We start from the raw sequence: 19,235 nt of genomic DNA on the forward strand, positions 1-19,235 counted from the left end.
TTTCCAAATCTGTCAACAAAGAATCCGGTCGGCCTGCGCCGAGCCGACGGTAGGCGGGCGGCAGACGGGCGGCAGGGCCTGCGGGGACCGGCACGGGCCGGCGGGGACGCCGGCGGTACGGAAACTCCGGACCGCGGCGGCCGGCACGGAACGGCGCCCGGGACGGGTCGCGGGCCGGGCCTCGGCGGTCTCGGGCCAGGTCGCGGCCCGGATAGAGGTCCAGATCGCGCGCGGTCTCGGGCCGGTCTCAGGCCGAGGAGGCGGCCACCAGCAGGAGTGCCCCGGCCGACAGGCAAACCAGGCCGAGCGTCGCCCACAGCAGGTCGGCGACCACCGCCCGAGGGCCTTCCTCCGCCGCCAGCACCGCCAGCCCGGGGCGGCGCGGGTCGTAGGCGATGCGGACGGACGCGCCGGGCGACAGACCGGCCGGGCGGCGCAGCGGGGTACGGCCGCGCGGGCGGGTCAGCACCAGTTCGCCGATCCGGCCCGGCGCCGCCGTGGCGGCCACCGCCGTTCCCGCCGTCCCGGCCCGGACGGCGGCCGGCGCGGCGTACCCGGCCTGCACGGACGCGGAGTAGGAGAGCAGTGGTGCGCTGTCGAGTCCGCCGTGCGGATCGGACTCGGCGACCACCGTGGCCACGGTCGGCACGCCCCGACGGCGCACCCGGTGGCGAAGGCGCACTTCGGCGGCGCACCAGAACAGGAGTGCGCCGCCGAAGAGGGCAAGTATCAGGCCCCCGACCGTCGCCGTCGTCGTCTCCACCCCGAGCCCCCAGCCTTGTCCACAGCCTGTGGACAGAGCCTCACAGTCGGGGGCCAACGGGGGACAGACACCCGGAGGCCGTCCGGCGAACCAGGGGATACGGAGAGGTGAATCGGACGACCGCAGACGGCCCGAAGCCGACCCGGAAGGACGCGGGGAACCCCAAGGGCCCCCGAACGACCCCGAGGGAGCGCGAGGGAGCGCAAGGCATCGCGCTTGGCTGCGCGTGGCGGCGGGGGCGTGAAACGACGGGACGTCGCGAAGGGCGCGATCAGGCCACGGGGCTGATGAACCCCTGCTCCGTGAGCATGCGCAGCGACTCCGGCACCCGGTCCCGCAGCACCACCCGGTCCTCGCCGAGCAACTGCGCGATCGCGTCCACGATCTCGCCCGCCGACAGCGTCCCGTCGCAGACGCCGACGAACCCGGCGCCCACCGTGTCCACCTTGGTGGCGCGCCGCATGCCCCGGTTGTGGCGCAGGACCACGTGCTCCGGGTCCTCCGCCCCGGGCGCACCGACCTGCTCCTGGACGACCTCGTCGGCCAGCACGTACCGGGCCGCCAGCAGGGCCGCGTCGTCGTGCGTCCGCAGGAAGTCCTGCCGGTCGAACCACTCCTCGATGTGCGGGCCGAGCGGCTGCTCGACCGGGTGCGGCCACTCCTCGACCCGGACGGTCGGCCGCTCGGCGCCACCCGCGCGCAACGTGATCCAGCCGAAGCCGATTCCCTCGACCCGCCCTGCCTCGAACGCGTCCAGCCACTCCCCGTACCGGGCCTGGTAGTCGCCACCGGGACCGCGGTGGTCACCGCCGTCACGCAGCCACAGCTCGGCGTACTGGGCGACGTCCTGCACCTCACGCTGGACGATCCAGGCGTCCAGCCCGGTGCCCGCGACCCAGCCGGACAGCCGGTCGTGCCAGTCCTCGCCCTTGACGTGCTGCCAGTTGGCCAGCAGCTGGCAGTAGCCACCCGGTTCCAGCCGGGCGGCGGCGGAGCGGACCAGGCTGCGGCAGAGGTCGTCGCCGGCCATGCCGCCGTCCCGGTAGGTGAACCGGCCGGTCGGCGAGATCACGAACGGCGGGTTGGAGACGATCAGGTCGAACTTCCGCTCCCCGACCGGCTCGAAGAGGCTTCCCTCGGCGGTCTCGGCGTGGTCGAAACCGGACAGCGCCAGAGTGAGCTCGGTGAAGCGCAGCGCCCGCGCGTTGACGTCGGTCGCGGTGACCCGCTGGGCGTGCCGGGCCGCGTGAAGCGCCTGCACACCCGAGCCCGAGCCGAGGTCCAGCGCGGACCTGACCGGCCGGCGCACCGTGATGTTGGCCAGCGTGGTGGACGCGCCCCCCACACCGAGCACCAGGTCCTTGCGGGCCACCCCGTGCGCGGTCTCACCGGACCCGATCCCGCCGGCGCCGCCGACCGCACAACCCAGGTCGGAGACCACCCAGGCGTCCGCGCTCGGCAGACCGGCGACCTCGTCGGCGTACGGGCGGACGTCGACGGTGGCCCGCACCAGATCGCCGTCCGTCCGCAGCCAACCGTCGGTCAGGCAGTCCTCGACGGGCAGCGCGGCGGCGGCCGCCTGGTACGGCACGGGCTGCTGCAGCAGGAAGAGCCGCACCAGCGTCTCCAGCGGGCTGCCGCCGCGGGTCGCCCGCAGCGCGGGCACCGCCTCGCTGCGGGCCAGCGCCGCGTACCCGGTGGGCCCGAGCAGGTCCAGGCAGCCGTCGGCGGTGTACGAGGCGGCGAGCAGGGCCTCGCGCAGTCTGGCGAGGCGGGTCGGGTCGAGAACGGGGCTACTGATCACCCCGACATTGTCCCCCGCCCGGTCGCCCCCGCTCCCCTCGGCAACCCCTCGAAGGTCCCCCGAAAGCTCCTCAACGGCCCCGTGACGGATCCGTGCAGGTCCACGCGCCGACCCCGCGGCGGGGCTCCGGGGCCGGGTCGGGCCCGGAGGGACGTCCCACCGGGCGGACAGCGATTCGAGCAGCACGAACGCCCCCTCGGCAGGTCGGGCGAGGGGCGGCCGAGGGGCGGCGGACGAGGGGGGCGGAACAGCGGGTCCGACGGCGACAACGGCTCGGTCGGGGATACCGGTGCGGGTGCGGGAGGTGCGGGTGCGGGAGGTGCGGGTGCGGTCCGTCAGCTCGCCGAGGGGACGGGGGCGGAGGAAGGCTGAGCGGCGGCGGGATCCGTCGCGGCGGGGCTGCCCGCCGGGCTCGTACCGTCCGCCGTGCCGGGAGCCGGAGTACCGGGAGCCGCCGTGCCCGTGGCGCCCGCCGACGGAGCCGCGGCAGCCGTGCCCGGCTTGCAGCCCTCCTGCTTGGCCATCGCCGCACCCAGCTCGCCGCGCTGCAGCTTGCCCTGTGCCTGTGTGGAGAGCGAGGCCAGCTGCTGAATCTGGTCGGAGATGCTGCGGAGTCCGTCGGCGAACTTCCCCTGGTCGGTGTTGGGCAGCGCGTCCAGCTTCTTCTGGACCTCCAGGTACCCGTCGGCCGCCTTGGTGAGCTCGGCGACGGTGTCCTTCTGGAGAGTGGCCCCGTCGTCCACCTTCGGCGCTCCCGCGCCGTCGATGGCCGCAGCGATGTCCTGGTTGGTCTTGGCCAGCCGCCCGATGTCCGCCGAGAGACGCTTCTGGAGGTCGACCGGGACCTCGCCGGTCTTCACCTGGCCGGTGTCCGCCAGCGCGGCCTGCGCCTGGGCGATCGGGTCCTTGGCCCCGCCGCACACCTTCACCGCCCAGGAGTCCAGCTGCTTGCTGTTGTCGTCGCCGCAGCCGACGGCGCCGAACGCAAGCAGCGCGCCGAGCGCGGGTACGGCCAGCAGTCGCTTGTTCACCGGGAGAAGCCCTTTCGGTTTCGGTCGTCGAACAGCGAACCTACACGGCCGCCGCACGACCCCCGGTTCCCGCCCGTACGGGCCGCGCCTGTGCTCCGATCGTCGCCGGAAGGTCGGAACGGAGACAGTTCGAGGGCGTGCCGAAGGTACGACGAGGCACGCAGCAGGGAGGAACTGCGAGGGAGGGCTCCCGCTCGAAGAGGCGTGGCGCCCCGGGTGATCGACCACCGGTGTCCGGCCAGCCGTCATCGCACGGCCCGCGAGCGACGACCTCCGGCGGGCCTGCCGGGACCAGCCGGTCAGCCCGTGAGCACGTCGGCCGGGACCGGCCAGCTCATCCGGATCAGACCGCCACCGGTGCCGCTGGTGACCTCAAGGTCCTCGACCAGGCCGGTGAGCACCGCGAGACCGAGCGTGTCCTCGTCCGGGTCGACGCCTTCCGCCGAACCGGCGGCGGTCGGGACGGTGTCGAGGCCGGCCTCGTCCTCGACCTCGATGAGGAAACGCTTCTCCTGGTCGATGAGGGCCACCCGCACCGCGCCGGTGATGCCACCACGCTGGTGCAGACCGACCGCGCGGGAGCATGCCTCACCGACGGCGAGCCGCACCTCGTCGAGCACCGACTCGTCGACCCCGACTCGTCTGGCGACTGCCGCGGCGACCAGCCGGGCCGTACGGACGTGCTCGGGAAGCGCACTGAATCGAAGTTCGACGGTTGCCATCTCTCCCCCTCGGGGTGCTCCGACCGGGGCCGGGCATACGGCCGCTGCGGGCCGACGTCAGCCGGCCCCTGGGCGGACCGACGGGCCGGGGCCGCAACAGGGCCCCGGCTCCCGGCCGCGTTGAGAATCGGGCGGGCCGACCACGGAGGGCCGACCCGGCCGGATCGGTCGGGTCAGTCGGTCGCGTTGACCGCGTCGTCCACCGAGTTGTGGATCGGGAAGACCTTGGTCAGGCCGGTGATGCGGAAGATCTTGAGGATGCGCTCCTGGTTGCAGACCAGTCGCAGCGAACCCTCGTGGGCGCGCACCCGCTTCAAACCGCCCACCAGCACACCGAGCCCGGTGGAGTCCAGGAAGTCCACGCCCTCCATGTCGACGACGAGGTGGTAGCTGCCGTCGTTGACGAGCTCGACCAGCTGCTCACGCAGCTTCGGGGCGGTGTACACATCGATCTCGCCGCCAACCTCGACGACCGTGCGATCGCCGACTGTACGGGTCGACAGGGACAGGTCCACGGAACCTCCAGCACCTTGCCTTGCTACGTCATTGCGATCCTCGGCCGGACGGCCGCCACCGCATGGTCACAAGCCTCGGGCACGCCCAGCCAATGCGGCAAGCCTCGGCGCTGCGACCCCCGGCCGTACGGCCGACACGGCCACATTCAACCACTTGTGACCATGCCCGCACGATGGCTTGGGACGATTCTCCGTCACTCCGGTGACACACTGGGTCCTCATGCCGCCGCGTCACAGCCTGCCCGAGGCACTGCTCACGACCCTGTCCACCACCCGCGGGCGGTCGGACCGGCTCACCCATACGGAGCACCTTCCCGCCCGGGCCGCCCGCTATTCACCGTGGCCCGACTGGATCCGGCCCGAGATCGTCGAGTCCGCCCGGGCCCTGGGCGTGGAACGCCCCTGGGCCCATCAGGCAGAAGCAATGAATCTGGCCAAATCCGGCCATACTGTGGTGATCGCCACAGGAACCGCCTCGGGCAAGTCCCTCGGCTACCTGGCCCCCGTCCTCTCCGATCTGCTGGACGGAACCGAAGCCCGCAACGGGCGCGGCGCCACCGCGCTCTACCTCGCCCCCACCAAGGCACTCGCCGCCGACCAGCGCCGCCGGACCGCGGACCTCGCGCCGCCCCGGGTCCGGGCCGCCCTCTACGACGGCGACACCCCGCCCGAGGAACGCGAGTGGGTCCGCCAGTACGCCTCGTACGTGCTCACCAACCCGGACATGCTGCACCGCGGCATCCTGCCCGCCCACGCCCGCTGGTCCTCCTTCCTCAAGACCCTGCGCTACGTCGTGATCGACGAGTGCCACAGCTACCGCGGCGTGTTCGGCTCGCACGTCGCCCAGGTGCTGCGGCGGCTGCGCCGGATCTGCGCCCGGTACGGATCCGACCCCACCTTCCTCCTCGCCTCCGCCACCACCGCCGACCCGGCCGTCACCGCACGGCGGCTCACCGGCCTGCCCGCCGACGCGGTCACCGAGGACGCCTCCCCGCGCGGGCCCGTGGTCTTCGGGCTCTGGGAGCCGCCGCTCACCGAGAACGTCGGCGAGCACGGGGCGCCGGTCCGCCGGACCGCCACCGCCGAGGCCGCCCACCTCCTCACCGACCTCGTCGAACGGGAGATCCGCACCGTCGTCTTCGTCCGCTCCCGCCGCTCCGCCGAGCTGGTCGCCCTGCAGACCCAGGACCAGCTCGGCCGCCCGCTCGCCGACCGGGTGGCCGCCTACCGCGGGGGCTACCTCGCCGACGAGCGCCGCGCCCTGGAACGCGATCTGCACTCCGGCCGGCTGCTCGGCCTCGCCTCCACCTCCGCACTGGAGCTCGGTGTCGACATCTCCGGCCTGGACGCCGTCCTGATGGCCGGCTACCCCGGCACCCGGGCCTCGCTCTGGCAGCAGGCCGGACGGGCCGGGCGCGAGGCCCAGGGCGCCCTCGCCGTCCTGATCGCCCGGGACGACCCGCTGGACACCTACCTGGTGCACCATCCGGAGGCGCTGTTCGCCACCCCGGTCGAGGCCACCGTGCTGGACCCCGACAATCCGCACGTCCTCGCCCCGCACCTGTGCGCGGCCGCCGCCGAGCTCCCGCTGACCGACACCGACGTGGAACTGTTCGGCCCCTCCGCCGGACCGCTGCTGCCGATACTGGAGCGACGCGGGCTGCTCCGCCGTCGCGGCGACGCCTGGTACTGGACCCGCCGCGAACGGGCCGCCGACGGCGTCGACCTGCGGGGCAGCGGCGGCAGCCCGGTGCAGATCGTCGAGGCCCCGACCGGGCGGCTGCTCGGCACCGTGGACGCCTCCGCCGCCCACACCACCGTCCACACCGGCGCCGTCCACCTCCACCGGGGCCGCAGCTACCTCGTCCGGGAGTTCGACCTCGACAACTCGGTCGCGCTGGTCGAACCCGCCGACCCGCCCTACACGACCGCCGCCCGCGACATCACCTCCATCTCGGTGCTCTCCACCGACACCACCGTCGACTGGGGCGAGGGCCGACTCAGTTTCGGCTCCGTCGAGGTGGTCAACCAGGTGGTCGGCTACCTCCGCAAGCGGATCTCCACCGGCGAGATCATGGGCGAGAGCAAGCTCGACCTGCCGCCGCGCACCCTGCGCACCCGCGCGGTCTGGTGGTCCGTCACCGAGGACCAGCTCCTCGACGCGGACATCCCGCTCGACCAGTTGCCCGGCGCCGCCCACGCCGCCGAGCACGCCTCGATCGGGCTGCTCCCGCTCTTCGCCACCTGCGACCGCTGGGACATCGGCGGCGTCTCGGTACCGCTCCACCCGGACACCGGACTGCCCACCGTCTTCGTCTACGACGGCCACCCCGGCGGTGCCGGATTCGCCGAGCGGGGCTTCCAGCGGGCCGTCCAGTGGCTGACGGCCACCCGGGAGGCGATCGCGGCCTGTGAGTGCGAACGCGGCTGCCCCTCCTGCGTGCAGTCGCCCAAGTGCGGCAACGGGAACGACCCGCTGGACAAGGCGGCGGCCGTCCGGATGCTGGACGTGCTGCTCGCAGGAGCGCCCGCCGTGCCGGCCGCGGAGCGGCTGGAACCGGCAGCGGCCACCGGGGAGGCGGACGGCTCCGAACCGGCGGAAGCGGCGGACGCGGTCGAAGCGGAGCCTGAGGGACGGACGACCGCGGCCGGGGAGGTCGGGGACGTCGGGGAGGCGTGCGAAGCCGGGGAAGCCGGAGGTTCATGAGCCCGTGCCCTCGGTCTGGGCGGCCGTCACCGCCGGGCCGACCACTGCGGTGACGGCCTCGCCGACCGCGGCGCGCGCCTCCTCGTCCGTCGGGGCGACCGCCGCACGGATCGGGCCGGCCCGAGACCTGGCACGCGCCGGCCCGACCGGCAGGCGGACCGGAAGCCCGGTGACCGGCACCTCCGCCACCACGTCGACGGCATCGGCCTCCCGGTCCACCGTGCAGGAGACCACCGTGGCCGCCTGCGCGGCCGCCACGGCCCGGGCCCGGTCGCAGCCGCCGTCCGCGTCCAGCAGCAGCCGGTCGGCCGCCGCGAGCGCCGCAAGGTCGGCGGCGGACTCCGCGCGGTGGCGGGCGCCGACCGCCACACCCACCGACAGCAGGACGGTGAACGCCGCGCAGCCCAACAGCGCGCACACGACCAGCCAGACCGTCGCGGACCCGCCGTCGTGCCCGCCGCCGCGGGCCCCCGCCCGACCGGAGCGGAACCGCAGCGAGCTGCGCGCCCGAGCCACGGCGCGCGTCAGGTCGGCCACGGGCCGGCACCTCCCTCTCCGCCCCGCAAGGTGTCCTCCCGCGCTGCCACGGCCGCCGCACCCAGCCGGACCGAGAGCACGCTCCCGAGCCCGCCCGGTGCCGTGGACGGCGCGTCCACGGTGACCCGGACCGTGTCCGCCGCCAGGTCGATCCGGACCTCCGCCCCCGGCGGGGCGACCGCCCGCGCGATCCCGGCGGCATCCGCCTCGCCCCGCGCCGCCGCCCTTGCTCCTTCCCTCGCCGCATCCACGCACCGCACCTGGGCACCCGCCGCGAGTACGGCCCAGACCAGCATCGCGGCCAGCAGCACCAGCGCCGGCAGCGCGACAGCGGTTTCGGCGGTGACGAAGCCACCGTCGCCCCGCCGCCGGCGCCGCCCGTTCCGGCCGGTCGGGGCGAGCCGACCGGAACGGGTGGCACAGGGGCCGCAGCCGGCAGGAAGCAGCCGGGCACACCGCCCTGCGGACGGTGTCTCAGGTCGCATGGAGCGCACGGTCCAGGACGTCGGTGAGGGCTCCGATGACCGCCGGGCTGGTCACCACCTTGTAGAGCCCGGCAGCCAGCGCGCACGCCCCGAGCGTGCCGACCGCGTATTCCGCCGTAATCCTTGCTTAGTTCTGGTGTCTCTTTGGACTGGTCGACAATCTGAAGCACAGTCATTATCTATTGCACTCTTGCGTGTTGCATAGCTAGTCTCCGGGACATGCACTTGATCTTCTTCAAGCCCAACGACTGGGAGACCTGGGGCCTCGGTCGACGCCCGCTGATCCCCGAGGGCATGCCGGTGCTGGTGGATGACGACCTGGTCTTCGAGGAGAGCGGCACCCTCCGCCCAGCATCTGTGGCGAACCTGTGGCTGCGGGAACTGCCGATCAGCGGCGCCCCGGCCAGGAACACCTGGAAGTCGTACGCACAAGCCATCAGGAGTTGGTTGGAGTTCCTCGCCACCTCGAAGGTCGACCCGTTCGGCGACCGTGACGAGGTGCGGGCCGCGCTCAGCGCTTTCTCGGAGTACCGGTTCGCCGGGCCGCTGGATGCCCGGTGGGACGAAGGCACCTGGAACCAGAGCGTCAACACGGTGGCGCGCTTCTACAGGTGGGCTGTCGATGAGGGGTACTGCGCCGCGGTGCCGTTCACGTATGCGGTCGTCCGTCGGTTGACCGAGGCTGGCGTGAAGACGACGCTGCGAAACACGGCGACGGTACGGCGGGCGAAGCCGCATGTGACGGTGAAGTACCTGGAATCGGACTTCTGGCAGGTGTTCGTCCGAGCGCTCGCGGGGCTGCGGCCGGACGGCGAGTTGGACGGTTTCCGCGGTCGTCATCTGGGTCGAAACGCCGCCATGGGCGCGCTAGTGAAGTCGAGCGGCTTGCGGGCCCAGGAGTTTACTCACCTGCTGACGTACGAGCTGCCGGCGCCGCCTGCACGTCATACCGAGGTGCCGGTACGGTTCCCGCTGGCCGCGCAGATCACGAAGGGTAAGAAGGCCCGCGAGACGTGGGCCGACTGGGACGCGTTGACGGGGATGCGCCAGTACATCGAGCTGGACCGCGCCTCCCTCACGGACGGCCGTGAATACCGGCCCGACCCTCGCTTGGGTGAGCCGTTGCTGATCACCGCCCCGGACTGGGAGGGCGGGAAGGTCAACGGGCGCCGGGTGTCGTGGCGGAAGCTAACGCTGAACGAGCGGCTGCGGCTGGTGACGCCGGAGGGGACTCCGGCGATCATCGCGCTGAAGTCAGACGGCACGCCGTTCACCGACTGGGCCACGGTCTTCCGCCGCACCTCGGAGCGCATCCGACGGGACTTCGAGCCCCGCTTTCCGATCGTCGGCCCCCACGTCGTGAGACACACCTTCGCGATGGCGACGCTGGAACTGCTGGTCAAGGGCTACTACCAGCAGGCCGCCGCGCTGGTCGCGAACGCCCACGAGGACGCCGCGCTCGCGCTATACCTCACCAAGCAGGACCCCCTCCTGGTCCTGCGGGACCTTCTCGGCCATTCCAGTGTCACGACCACGGAGATCTACATCCAGCGCCTGGACGTTCACCGGATCTACGCGGAGCTGTACGAGTCCGCGGGCAGGGACGGCGACCCGGCCTGGGCGGAAGCGATGACGGAGTTCGAGGAAGAGGAGGACGGCTCATGGTGACCCGAGTCGAACACGAGCCGCTGCGGATAGAGTTCACGTTTCCCGACGGCACCGCCTGGGCCGGCCATCTTGAGGGGTCCGCGAACCCGCGGCTGACGGAGGACCTGGCGCACGGCATTGTGCAGCTCACGCACCCGCTCGGGCCGTGGAAGAGCCGCGGCACCGCCGTGGTGATGACGTCTCAGCTACGGACAACGGTCGCCCTGCTCGCGGAAGCGGGGTTCCTCGGCGGTGTCGAAGACCTTCGTCCCGTCCACATGCTGCCCTTCTGGCTAGCCACGACCGGGCAGCGTGTCGCGTCGAGTCGGAGACTGTTGCAGGGGTGCGGCGACCGCGTCGACGCGAGCTTGCGCGCACACTTGGAGGGCACCCCCGTCAAGCCCCGCCCGAGGGACAAACCGCTGGAGCCGTACACGGAGGACCAGTCGCGGCAGATCGAGGCGGCACTGCGCGCGGTTGTGAAGGGCCATCTCGCGCTTCAGCGTGAGGTATTGGCGCTGTCAGAGCAGGACCCGGACCCCTCGGACCGGGGCCTGAACCGGCGGAACTACGCTCGACTGTTCGCGGCGCGCGGCCCGCTGAAGGTGCACGACGCCGCGACGGCACTGGGTGTGTCGACGGTCGCGTTCACCTACGGCCGCAGCAAGGAACTGCTTGAGGTCCGCGACGCGCTGTTCCCCCCGGGCCGGATCACGGTGGCCGCCAAGCTGCTGTTCGGCGTCTACAGCGGGGTGGTCCCGGACGGGATCAGGGACCTGGGTCTGGAGGACTTCACCTGGACCGGCGACCGGTCCGCGCTGATGGACTACGTCAAGCACCGGCGGGGCCCGGAGTCGGTGACCCTGCCGGCCCGCGCGATTCGCCTGTTCGAGGCCTGGCTGGAGCTGTCGGCGCCGCTGCGGCGGCTGGCCCGTGCGGATGTCGCCTCGGACCTGTGGCTGTTCGCGGATCAGCACAGGTCTGACGGGCCGGAGGTGCTCGCGATCAGCTCGCTCGCCGCCGTCAGGACGGCGGGCAACAAGGCCCGCAGGGCCCTTTCGGCGGAGATCGGTCTGAAGGATCACCAGGGCCTTCCGGTGGTGCTGCATTCCGGGCGCATACGGACGACCTACCACAACCGGCTGGCCCGGCAGGGTTGGACGGGCCGCACTCGCATCGACCCCAATCACACGCGCGACGTCGAAGGCAGCCACTACGTCTCGACGACGACTCCCGCACAGGCGGAGGCCATCGCGGCGATCATCGAGGATGCCCAGGCGGATGTTCTGCGGCGGGCACGGCCTGCGATCGTCCTCACGGACGAGCAGGCGGCCGAGTTCGCCGCCCGGCAGCCGGAGGCGTTCGAGCGGCTGGGCTTGGACGACGAGTCGCTGGCCGCGCTGCTGAGCGGCGAGATGGACGTCTTCACGGCCGCCTGTGCGAACCAGTACGCCGGGTTGCACGGGCCCGCCGGCAAGCCGTGCCCGGCACGGCCGTGGGTGTGCCTGCTGTGCCCGCTGGCCGTGTTCGCGCCCAGCCATGCGCCGAACCTGCTGCGGTTGAAGGCGTACTTCGCCCGGCAGTCGCGCCGCATGACCGTTGATCAGTTCATCGCGGTGTTCGGCCCGTACGCCGACCGGCTCACCCACGACATCTTGTCTCGCTTTGACCCCGCCGTGCTCGCGCAGGCGTCTGCCACGGTGCAGGACATCGACGCCGAGCTGCCGCTTCGCCCTGAGGAGACCAGCGAATGAACGAGCGTCGACACCGGAAGGTTGTCACGGTCGCAGCCGGGCCGATCCCGCGCGAGTGGGCGGCGGCGTCGCCATTCGCGGGTCTGGACGTGTGCCAGGCTGCGGGTTGGGAGGTGGAAGCGGGTTTCCAGGTCCCGGTGTTCGACGAGGACTTCTGGGACTTCTCCGGTGTGGTCGGTCTGCCCAGGGCGCTAGCTCCCAGCAGCCGTCGTGCGGACTTCACCAAGATCGTGGACCCGTCGTTGCGGCTGACAGCCAAGGAGTACGTCTTCGCGGTGCTGGCGCCCATGCACGAGACCGTGCTTGCTCTCCCGGACGCGAATCGCGCTCCGGTGAAGCCCGCGACGGTCTCGCACCTCACCAAGGCGACAGTGGCCTGGATGAATTTCGTCACCGGGCAGGGACTGGGCAGTCTGGCCGAGGTGTTGCAGGAGCACTGCGATGCCTACCAGGCTTTGCGAGTCCAGGGAGTGCGCGGCAACGGACGGGAGATCGCCCCGGGCACGATGGCCAACGTTCTCAAGCCGGTGCAGGAGCTGGCCGGATACGGGAAGGTGTTCAGCGCCGATGCCTACCGGCCCGGCTTCAAGCCGTGGCCGAAGCAGACGATCGTCAAGGTGGTGGGCCGCAAGGTCAACTACGCGGGCGACACCCTTCCGGTCGCGGAGGAGGTGTTCGCTCCCACCGTTGCCGCGGCCTTGTTCCTGGTGGAGACTGTGGGCCCGCTCCTCACGGCGGAGTTCGAGACCCTGGAGAGCCGGCTCGAGTCCCAGTGCGTGGAGCGGATCACCGCCGAGCATATGGCTGCGTTCCAGGCGGTCCTGGACCGCTACGTCCGCGAGCAGTCGCCGCTGCCGGAGTGCAACGAGCGCCTCGTGAACAGGCGCGTCACACGCGGCTGGGCACCGAACGACCCGATGCTGCGGCTGGACTTCAGTGCCCCTTGGAGGGAGGCCACCGGCTACGGCTCGGTCTTCGACGCCCATATCCCGCTCCTCCGGCCGCTGTTGATGGAAGCGCTAGACCGGGTAGGAGTGGCGGGCGCGTTCGGACGCAACGCGGCGCTCGTTCCCCGAGCGGACGCACCGGACACGCTGGTGCCGTGGACAGAACCGCTGACGGCCGACGGCCTGCGGGATCTAGTCCAGATCACCGCGGCGGCGTGCCGGGTTCTGGTGGCGGCCTTGAGCGGCATGCGTGCCAGCGAGTTGGACGAGCTGACAGGCGACTCCGCGCAGGAACCGGTCGAGGTGCGCGGCGGCACCTCGCGGTTCCGCCTGGCGAGCAAGCTCATCAAGGGCAAGCCGCTGGGCGGCGTCGATGAGGAATGGGTCGTGCTGGAGCCCGCCTGGCGGGCGGTCAAGCTCGCGGCCCAGCTGAGGCAAGCTGGGGGCAAGGACCCGGTCTTCGCCGGGCACATGTCCCATCTCCACAGCCGACTGCGGCAGTGGGTCAACGGCCCCGCCGGTCAGCGGCTGGGGCTGGCCGCGATCCCACCGGGCCCGGTCAACGGCCGGATGCTCCGCAAGACCCTCGCGCTGGAGCTGTCCCACCGTCCTGGCGGCCTACTGGCGGCCAAGATCCATCTGAAGCACATCAGCGTGGTCACCACCGAGGGCTACGCGATGCGGCCCGGCGGATCGCAGGGCTCGCTGCAGGCCGAGGTGCAGCGTGCGGCGGCAGGCCACCACCTGGAGCTGACCCGGCAAGCGTTCAACGACTACCGGGCCGGAAGGATGCCGGCAGGCCCCGGCGCCCGGGACCTGATCAAGGCGTTCGAGCACATCGACGCCGCCCTGAAGGACCACGAGGTGGGCACCGCCGCAGTGCTCGACAATGAGCGCCGCCTGGAGATGCTGCTGCGGCAGCAGTCCAAGAGCCTCCACCTGCAGGCGGCGAACTACTGCTGGTTCCGCGACCCGTCCAAGGCCCTGTGCCTGAAGCTCGCCGGGACGCCTGAGGCTACCAAGCCGCTGGCGGGGATGTGCGACTCGGCCCGCTGCCCACAGGCCACCCACCACCCCTGCCACCTGCCCGTATGGCAGAGTCAGGCCGCCACCAACAAGGTCTTCCTGGCCAACCCGCGCTTCCCCAAGGGAGAGAAAACGCGGCTGATGCCGGAACTGGAGCGGGCCCAGCGGGTGGTCGACGAGATCATCACGGCTAACGCGGCCCACGGAGGGGAATGAGATGGCCCGGATCAGCGACGACACCCGCGCTCGCAACGAGGAGGCCATCCGCGCGGCCATCGACCGGCTCCTGCGGGGCGACCTGCCGCCCGGAGGCAAGGCCGACCTGAAGACGCTGGCCACGGAGGCCGGGGTTACCCGCACCGGCTTCTACCCGAAGAAGAACCGGGACGGCACCACTCGGCCCGGCCCCTACCAGCACCTCGCCGAGGAGTTCGAGCGCCGCCTGAAGGCCCTCCAGGACGCTGGGGAGATCGTTGACCCCAGGCAGAGCCAGATCGCCCGCCTGAAGGCCGACAACGCGGACCTGAGGGAGCGCGTCACCCGGCGCGATACCCGGATCGCAGAACTGGTCGAGTTCCAGACCCTTGCGCTGTCCCGGCTCGCCGCCCAACACGACGAGATCCAGCGTCTCCGCAAGGCGCTCGCCCACCCGGAGAACATCACCACCCTGCCGGTCAGGGCCCGCGTGAACCCGAATCGGCCGAGCCGGTAGGCCAGCAGCAGTAGCACAGACTTGTACCTTGGCGGCCGACCCGCCACAGCCTCTCGGCCTGCGTTCCGCTGGTGACAGAAGGCAAGCCGGATTCACGCGTGCAGGGCGATGCCTACCCGGTTTCCGGTGGGCCACTGCCCGGCCCGGCGGTATCCGGTGACGGCGCTGCCGGAGGACCAGGGGGCCATGGCAACAACGTCGCGGTCGGGCGGACGGTTGCGGTGATGGTGGCGGGTGAGGACGTCGGCTCCCGGGGGCCAACTCCGGGCGGCCCCGGGAGCCGGGTCTCACTCAGACGGAGGGTTGTCCCAGCTCACAAAGTGGTATTCCGAGACCACGTCCCCACCCCGGGTGATCCGGGTGCGCTCCTCGACGGTGAAGGCCACGCTCGTCCCGAGTGTCAGGTGCAGGCTGATGAGCTGCCCTGGTTCGAAGTGCACCGTGTAGGCCTTCGATTTCCGCGAGGCCCCCGTTTTGACCTTGGCTTCGCCAGAGTCACCCTTGAGTTCGGTGATCCGGCCGCTGATGCCCATCTGGAACGGCTCGGCCAAGGGAACAGGAGCGTGCCAGGTCAGGACGTTCGCCCGTCCGCGCTCAGTGAGTGAGGACGACTTCACCCCACCTGCCGAGTCCATCCAGCGGAAGTCCGCTGTCAGGTCGAAGTTGTCGAGGACCCGGGCGAGATGCCCCAGACCCTTCTCTGTCTCCCCCCAGACCTCGGACCGTGTCCCAGCCTCCGCAGCATCGACGAGCTCGATGATCTTCCGTACCGCGGATTCGACGGGCAGCTGGGACTGGTCACCGTCAACGGCGGCCGGCACCTCGTCCTGCGGCCTGAAGTGGAGAACGGTGCTGCCCGGGGAGACGCCGACCAGCAGGAGCTTGACGTCGCGCTCCGCTGCCGCCGCGACCATCTCATGGAGCGGTTTGAGCAGGGCCCCACCCACTGAGAGGTCGAGGCCACCAGCCTCGGCGGCCTCCCCGCGCAGGCGAAGGACGAACTCCTCCGCCAGGTTCGCACCCGGATCGTAGGAACGGGCGCCCTCCAGCCACTGGACTCGTTGGAGGGTGTCGTACTCGTCCTCCGATAGCACCGGCTGGCCGGCCTGCTCCAGGTGCCACTGGTCGAGCTCGGCTTGGTGCTTGGCGAGAAGGCGGGCACGGGTGGCACTCACAGCGTCACCTCCAGGTAGCCTCGCACGGGCCGGACCGTCTCCACGGTAGGGCCATCTTTGACGTGATCGGAAGCCCGCCTGCGCTGCCACCAGTCATCCCAGCCCCCGCGACCAGCAAGGTAATCGCGCTCGACCTGGCTGAGTTCCTTCAGCCGAAAGGGGGACACCACCTTGTGGTACCGGACAGGCAGGGGACTGACGCGGAATTCCTCGAGAGCTTTCTTGCGTTCGAACGCTTTAGTCAGCCACCCTGCACCCTCGCGATTGCGTAGGAGAGACTCGGCCTCGTGGTCGATGAAGACCGTCAAGTCGATATTGTTCGGATCGAAGCGGCTACTAACAAAGCTGCCGCCAAGCCACAGGCGGTCCACCAGCGAGCGCCCGCCCAGTACCGACTGGTAGTCGTTTTCAAGTGACCAGAACCGGACAAGGTAGCGCTCGAGCCCGTTCCAGATGTCCACCCGCGTGGGGGACCCGGCGAACTGCGGGTCGTGAACGAGAAGGCTCTCGGCTTCTTCGAGGTCAACCTGGTACCGGCCAGGCCGAAGGTGGCCATCGGCCTCCCAGCGCAGCTCCACACTCACCTCCCGTTACCCCCTCCAAGCGGTGGTTCGCGCATACAGAGGGGTGCAGTCCGGCAAGGCTACCCGGCACAGCCGTCATGTCACCCTCGCTGACAATGGGTCCCCGCAACCAGGTAGGGACACCCACCCCGGCCCGGCACCGCGCTGGGGTGGGTACGGCTGGGCGGGTGTGCTGGCCTTCTGTTCAGCCTTCGCCGACTATGTGGCTGACCTCCTCGTTGGGGACTCCCTCGTTGTCAGGACGTTCCCTAGCTATGTCACGCACCCGATTCAGAGCGCCCGCAACACGCCTTCCATGGGCGGTGAGCCCGTAGGTGATGGTGACGGGCCGGGTCGCGGTGACGGTTCGGAGCACAAGATCGCTGATCTCCAAACCAGCAAGGCGGCTGGAGAGCACACGGTTGGAGATGCCAGACACAGCGTCCTGGACCTCACCAAATCGACACTCACCGGAGTTCTGGAGAGCCAGCAGGATGTGCATCGTCCACCGGGCCGAGAGCGTCTCAAAGAGATCGTTCTCGGCCCGGGTCAGTGGGGTGCCTTCGCTGTCGATCATGACCCACCTCTCTCGGTGACGGCACGCACGAGCCTAGAAGGGCGGCTCCTCACCGGTCTCTACCACGTCGAACAGAGCATCGTCGTGCTTCTCGTCCGCTTGCTGGTTCGCTTCCGGCTCGGCCTTCGGCGCGTGCTCCTTGAGCATGATGAACTTGGGGAACTTGCCTGCGTCCTCTCGGGCCACAGAGATCCACTGGCCCGGGTAGAGCTGGTCGACGGCCTGCTTGACCAGTGCGTTGCCCCAGGTGAAGGCTGACCCGTCGCGCTGGGCATGAGCTGGTGCCTTCTCAGCCAGCATGTGGGCAACCCGACCCCATTTGATGCCGCGGGGCGTGTTGATCACCCTGTGGAACTCGGGCTTGTTGTCACGCAGGTGGACAATCGCGATGGCACTGTCGTCTACCGCGAGATCCTCTCCAGCGACCGCGCTGGAGGTGCCCTGGGAGTGGGTGGCCGCGAGACTGACGGAGGCGGCCAGCGCTTCGGAGCGTCGTTCTTCGACGGCGGCGCGGGATTTGGCGGCGAAGCTGTCGGGCGCCGGGAGCGAGTAGTCGGGGTCGGCCATCGTGTATGAGTCCTCAAAGCTGAGGACACGCACAGAGATCGGGTAGGGGCGCGAGTGGCGGTCCGTGCCGGGTGCGCTGGACCAGTAGATGCCGTTGCCGACGAGCGGCTCGTTGAGGAGGGTGGCCAGCAGGTCCTCGGAGAAGTGGGCGTTGGCCTTCTTCAGGGAGAGCAAGTCGCCCTGCGAGAGAAGGTGGAAGACGAAGAAGTTGTCGCCCTGGCTGAGCAGTTCCTGCGGAAGGCTGCCTGGCTGCTGCGTGATGAGCAGGGCACCGAGGTCGTACTTCCGGCCTTCCTTCACCCATGAGATGAAGGGGCCGTCCTCACTCTGGCTGGAGCCGCCAAGGACGGACTGAGCCTCCTCGATAACGGCGATGGTGGGGATGGACTTGGGGTCGGCCTCGGTGAACTGGTTCTGGTTGTGCTCGAAGATGTCACCAAGGATCACGCCGGCGAGCTGGAGTCCTTGAGAGCCGCGCATCTGGGAGATGTCCACCACACAGAGCTTGCCCTGGGACAGGCAGTCCTTCAGGGCGCTCAGGAGCCGGCTGTCAGGGTCGTGGAGCGCGTTGACGACGCGGGCCATGTTGCCGATAGCGGCGTTGGTCTCGGCCTCCTGGCTTTCGGTGAGGTTCAGGATCTCCCGGACCTGGTCGCGGTCCGCGCCGTACTTGTCGCGGTAGATCAGGTCGACGAGACGGCTCCACCGCGGGGTGTCGAGGGACTTGAGCTTGACGACGTTCTGCTGGTCCTGCTTCTCGGGCGGCAGCGCGATGCCCAGGACGCGCGAGGCCTGCAGCTCCTTGATGTTCAGCTTGACGCCGTTGACGACGAACGACTGGTAGAAGTCGCTGGGGCCCTTGCGATTGGTGAAGACCACCAGCTTGTCGCGCAGGTGAGGCACGTCGCACAGCGCTGGGCGGCCCTTGAAGTCGGGCCAGAAGTACTCGCCGTCCGGGTCGAAGATGACCGTGCCGACCGGGGCCTCGCCGGAACGGCGCGGGACGGTGGGCTGAGTCTCGTACAGGGCGGAGAAGAGCAGCTTGACTAGGTTCGACTTGCCGAAGCCGGCACGGGCGAAGACGAAGCTGCGGCGTGCGACGAGCTTGTCGATCTGGAAGGTCGGCATGATCGCAGGCTGCTGGACCTGCATCCAGGAGGTGTCACCCACGCGCTTGTCGTTACCAGCGTAGACGAATTCGCCGAAGGCGAGGTAGCCGATGGGCACCGCGCCGTCCTCGGTGTCCTTGGCGTTGACGACCTCGGCGAGCAGGTCGTCGCCCAGGAGCGCGACCTGGGCACCAACATGCGGGAGCCGACGGTGGCTGGGAACGAAGATGTGCTTGTCGCCCTCCATGCGGAGGACACCGAGGATGCGGATGTCGACCTTGTACTTCAGGTAACGCTCGCGCAGCTCGTCGGGGATGGGCCGCTGATCGCGCACGGCACGAGTGGCGTAGTCCTCGCCGATGGGGGACACCAAGCGGCCCTGCGAGGAGATGGTGGTGATTCGCCCCAGGATGGCCTCACGCTCGTGTTCGAGCTGGACGAGGACGAACTGGCCGTGCATGGCCATGGTCTGGAAGTCGTCGTGGTGCGGCAGGACGAGATCGGCGTGGAACTCCATGCCGCTTTCGGCGAAGCCTCGGAAGGTGCCGACGACTTTGTCTCGCTCGAACAGGCTCATGACGGTTCTTGCTCCAC

Annotated in this window: 17 protein-coding genes; 5 read left to right on the plus strand and 12 right to left on the minus strand. The window is 70.5% G+C overall.

What is annotated here, in order from left to right; all coding sequences use genetic code 11:
• Positions 1 to 247: 247 nt before the first annotated feature.
• From PUR61_RS44685 to bldG, 5 genes are all read right to left on the minus strand, one after another.
• Complete coding sequence (locus tag PUR61_RS44685) at positions 248 to 763, minus strand: DUF3592 domain-containing protein (RefSeq protein ID WP_329885690.1); 516 nt, start codon at positions 761 to 763, stop codon at positions 248 to 250.
• Between the two features lie 271 nt (positions 764 to 1,034).
• On the minus strand, positions 1,035 to 2,567 hold the full coding sequence (locus tag PUR61_RS44690; RefSeq protein WP_329885691.1) for a DUF7059 domain-containing protein: 1,533 nt from the start codon (positions 2,565 to 2,567) through the stop codon (positions 1,035 to 1,037).
• 335 nt (positions 2,568 to 2,902) lie between these two features.
• On the minus strand, positions 2,903 to 3,598 hold the full coding sequence (locus PUR61_RS44695; protein WP_329885692.1) for a hypothetical protein: 696 nt from the start codon (positions 3,596 to 3,598) through the stop codon (positions 2,903 to 2,905).
• 299 nt (positions 3,599 to 3,897) lie between these two features.
• Positions 3,898 to 4,320 carry an ATP-binding protein gene (locus PUR61_RS44700; RefSeq protein WP_329885693.1) on the minus strand — a complete coding sequence of 141 codons (423 nt, stop codon included), beginning with the start codon at positions 4,318 to 4,320 and terminating at the stop codon, positions 3,898 to 3,900.
• A gap of 173 nt (positions 4,321 to 4,493) precedes the next feature.
• Complete coding sequence (gene bldG, locus PUR61_RS44705) at positions 4,494 to 4,835, minus strand: anti-sigma factor antagonist BldG (RefSeq protein WP_327678470.1); 342 nt, start codon at positions 4,833 to 4,835, stop codon at positions 4,494 to 4,496.
• 220 nt (positions 4,836 to 5,055) lie between these two features.
• Between bldG and PUR61_RS44710 the strand changes: the two genes are divergently transcribed.
• A complete protein-coding gene (locus PUR61_RS44710) occupies positions 5,056 to 7,542 on the plus strand; it encodes a DEAD/DEAH box helicase (protein ID WP_329885694.1) in 2,487 nt (828 codons plus the stop codon).
• Here the strand turns inward: PUR61_RS44710 and PUR61_RS44715 are convergent.
• Genes PUR61_RS44715 through PUR61_RS44725 form a run of 3 tightly spaced genes read right to left on the minus strand, consistent with a single transcriptional unit; the run spans position 7,537 to position 8,685 of the window.
• Complete coding sequence (locus PUR61_RS44715; RefSeq protein WP_329885695.1) at positions 7,537 to 8,079, minus strand: Rv3654c family TadE-like protein; 543 nt, start codon at positions 8,077 to 8,079, stop codon at positions 7,537 to 7,539. The genes PUR61_RS44710 and PUR61_RS44715 overlap by 6 nt on opposite strands.
• Complete coding sequence (locus PUR61_RS44720; protein WP_329885696.1) at positions 8,067 to 8,564, minus strand: TadE family type IV pilus minor pilin; 498 nt, start codon at positions 8,562 to 8,564, stop codon at positions 8,067 to 8,069. Before PUR61_RS44720 ends, PUR61_RS44715 begins: the two co-directional genes overlap by 13 nt.
• Positions 8,554 to 8,685 (minus strand): DUF4244 domain-containing protein, encoded by a 132-nt coding sequence (locus tag PUR61_RS44725; protein WP_329885758.1) that lies wholly within the window; start codon positions 8,683 to 8,685, stop codon positions 8,554 to 8,556. Before PUR61_RS44725 ends, PUR61_RS44720 begins: the two co-directional genes overlap by 11 nt.
• A 98-nt stretch (positions 8,686 to 8,783) precedes the next feature.
• On the opposite strand from PUR61_RS44725, the gene PUR61_RS44730 reads away from it, so the two are divergent.
• Genes PUR61_RS44730 through PUR61_RS44745 form a run of 4 tightly spaced genes read left to right on the plus strand, consistent with a single transcriptional unit; the run spans position 8,784 to position 14,650 of the window.
• Positions 8,784 to 10,232, plus strand: a complete 1,449-nt coding sequence (locus PUR61_RS44730; protein ID WP_329885697.1) for a site-specific integrase — start codon at positions 8,784 to 8,786, stop codon at positions 10,230 to 10,232.
• The gene (locus PUR61_RS44735; protein ID WP_329885698.1) at positions 10,226 to 11,965 is read left to right on the plus strand and encodes a hypothetical protein; all 1,740 of its coding nucleotides are present in this window, start codon (positions 10,226 to 10,228) and stop codon (positions 11,963 to 11,965) included. Before PUR61_RS44730 ends, PUR61_RS44735 begins: the two co-directional genes overlap by 7 nt.
• Positions 11,962 to 14,154 (plus strand): hypothetical protein, encoded by a 2,193-nt coding sequence (locus PUR61_RS44740; RefSeq protein ID WP_329885699.1) that lies wholly within the window; start codon positions 11,962 to 11,964, stop codon positions 14,152 to 14,154. Before PUR61_RS44735 ends, PUR61_RS44740 begins: the two co-directional genes overlap by 4 nt.
• Before the next feature lies 1 nt (position 14,155).
• The gene (locus PUR61_RS44745; RefSeq protein ID WP_329885700.1) at positions 14,156 to 14,650 is read left to right on the plus strand and encodes a hypothetical protein; all 495 of its coding nucleotides are present in this window, start codon (positions 14,156 to 14,158) and stop codon (positions 14,648 to 14,650) included.
• 287 nt (positions 14,651 to 14,937) lie between these two features.
• Here the strand turns inward: PUR61_RS44745 and PUR61_RS44750 are convergent, their stop codons facing one another.
• From PUR61_RS44750 to PUR61_RS44765, 4 genes are all read right to left on the minus strand, one after another.
• Entirely contained in the window at positions 14,938 to 15,825 is an 888-nt protein-coding gene (locus PUR61_RS44750; RefSeq protein ID WP_329885701.1) for a hypothetical protein, read from the minus strand.
• Positions 15,822 to 16,409, minus strand: a complete 588-nt coding sequence (locus PUR61_RS44755) for a DUF6932 family protein (protein ID WP_329885702.1) — start codon at positions 16,407 to 16,409, stop codon at positions 15,822 to 15,824. Before PUR61_RS44755 ends, PUR61_RS44750 begins: the two co-directional genes overlap by 4 nt.
• A gap of 184 nt (positions 16,410 to 16,593) precedes the next feature.
• Positions 16,594 to 16,965, minus strand: coding sequence for a winged helix-turn-helix transcriptional regulator (locus PUR61_RS44760; protein ID WP_329885703.1), 372 nt, complete (start codon positions 16,963 to 16,965; stop codon positions 16,594 to 16,596).
• A gap of 33 nt (positions 16,966 to 16,998) precedes the next feature.
• Complete coding sequence (locus PUR61_RS44765) at positions 16,999 to 19,218, minus strand: ATP-binding protein (protein ID WP_329885704.1); 2,220 nt, start codon at positions 19,216 to 19,218, stop codon at positions 16,999 to 17,001.
• Positions 19,219 to 19,235: the final 17 nt, after the last annotated feature.

Source organism: Streptomyces sp. BE20, from assembly GCF_036322525.1.
In the GTDB taxonomy this organism is placed as follows: domain Bacteria; phylum Actinomycetota; class Actinomycetes; order Streptomycetales; family Streptomycetaceae; genus Kitasatospora.

Excerpts from the sequence above, each read along its gene's own strand:
- PUR61_RS44730 (WP_329885697.1), top strand. The coding sequence starts at position 8,784 with ATGCACTTGATCTTCTTCAAGCCCAACGACTGGGAGACCTGGGGCCTC.
- PUR61_RS44760 (WP_329885703.1), bottom strand. The coding sequence starts at position 16,965 with ATGATCGACAGCGAAGGCACCCCACTGACCCGGGCCGAGAACGATCTC.
- PUR61_RS44720 (WP_329885696.1), bottom strand. The coding sequence starts at position 8,564 with ATGCGACCTGAGACACCGTCCGCAGGGCGGTGTGCCCGGCTGCTTCCT.
- PUR61_RS44740 (WP_329885699.1), top strand. The coding sequence starts at position 11,962 with ATGAACGAGCGTCGACACCGGAAGGTTGTCACGGTCGCAGCCGGGCCG.
- PUR61_RS44735 (WP_329885698.1), top strand. The coding sequence starts at position 10,226 with ATGGTGACCCGAGTCGAACACGAGCCGCTGCGGATAGAGTTCACGTTT.
- PUR61_RS44765 (WP_329885704.1), bottom strand. The coding sequence starts at position 19,218 with ATGAGCCTGTTCGAGCGAGACAAAGTCGTCGGCACCTTCCGAGGCTTC.
- PUR61_RS44745 (WP_329885700.1), top strand. The coding sequence starts at position 14,156 with ATGGCCCGGATCAGCGACGACACCCGCGCTCGCAACGAGGAGGCCATC.
- PUR61_RS44710 (WP_329885694.1), top strand. The coding sequence starts at position 5,056 with ATGCCGCCGCGTCACAGCCTGCCCGAGGCACTGCTCACGACCCTGTCC.
- PUR61_RS44700 (WP_329885693.1), bottom strand. The coding sequence starts at position 4,320 with ATGGCAACCGTCGAACTTCGATTCAGTGCGCTTCCCGAGCACGTCCGT.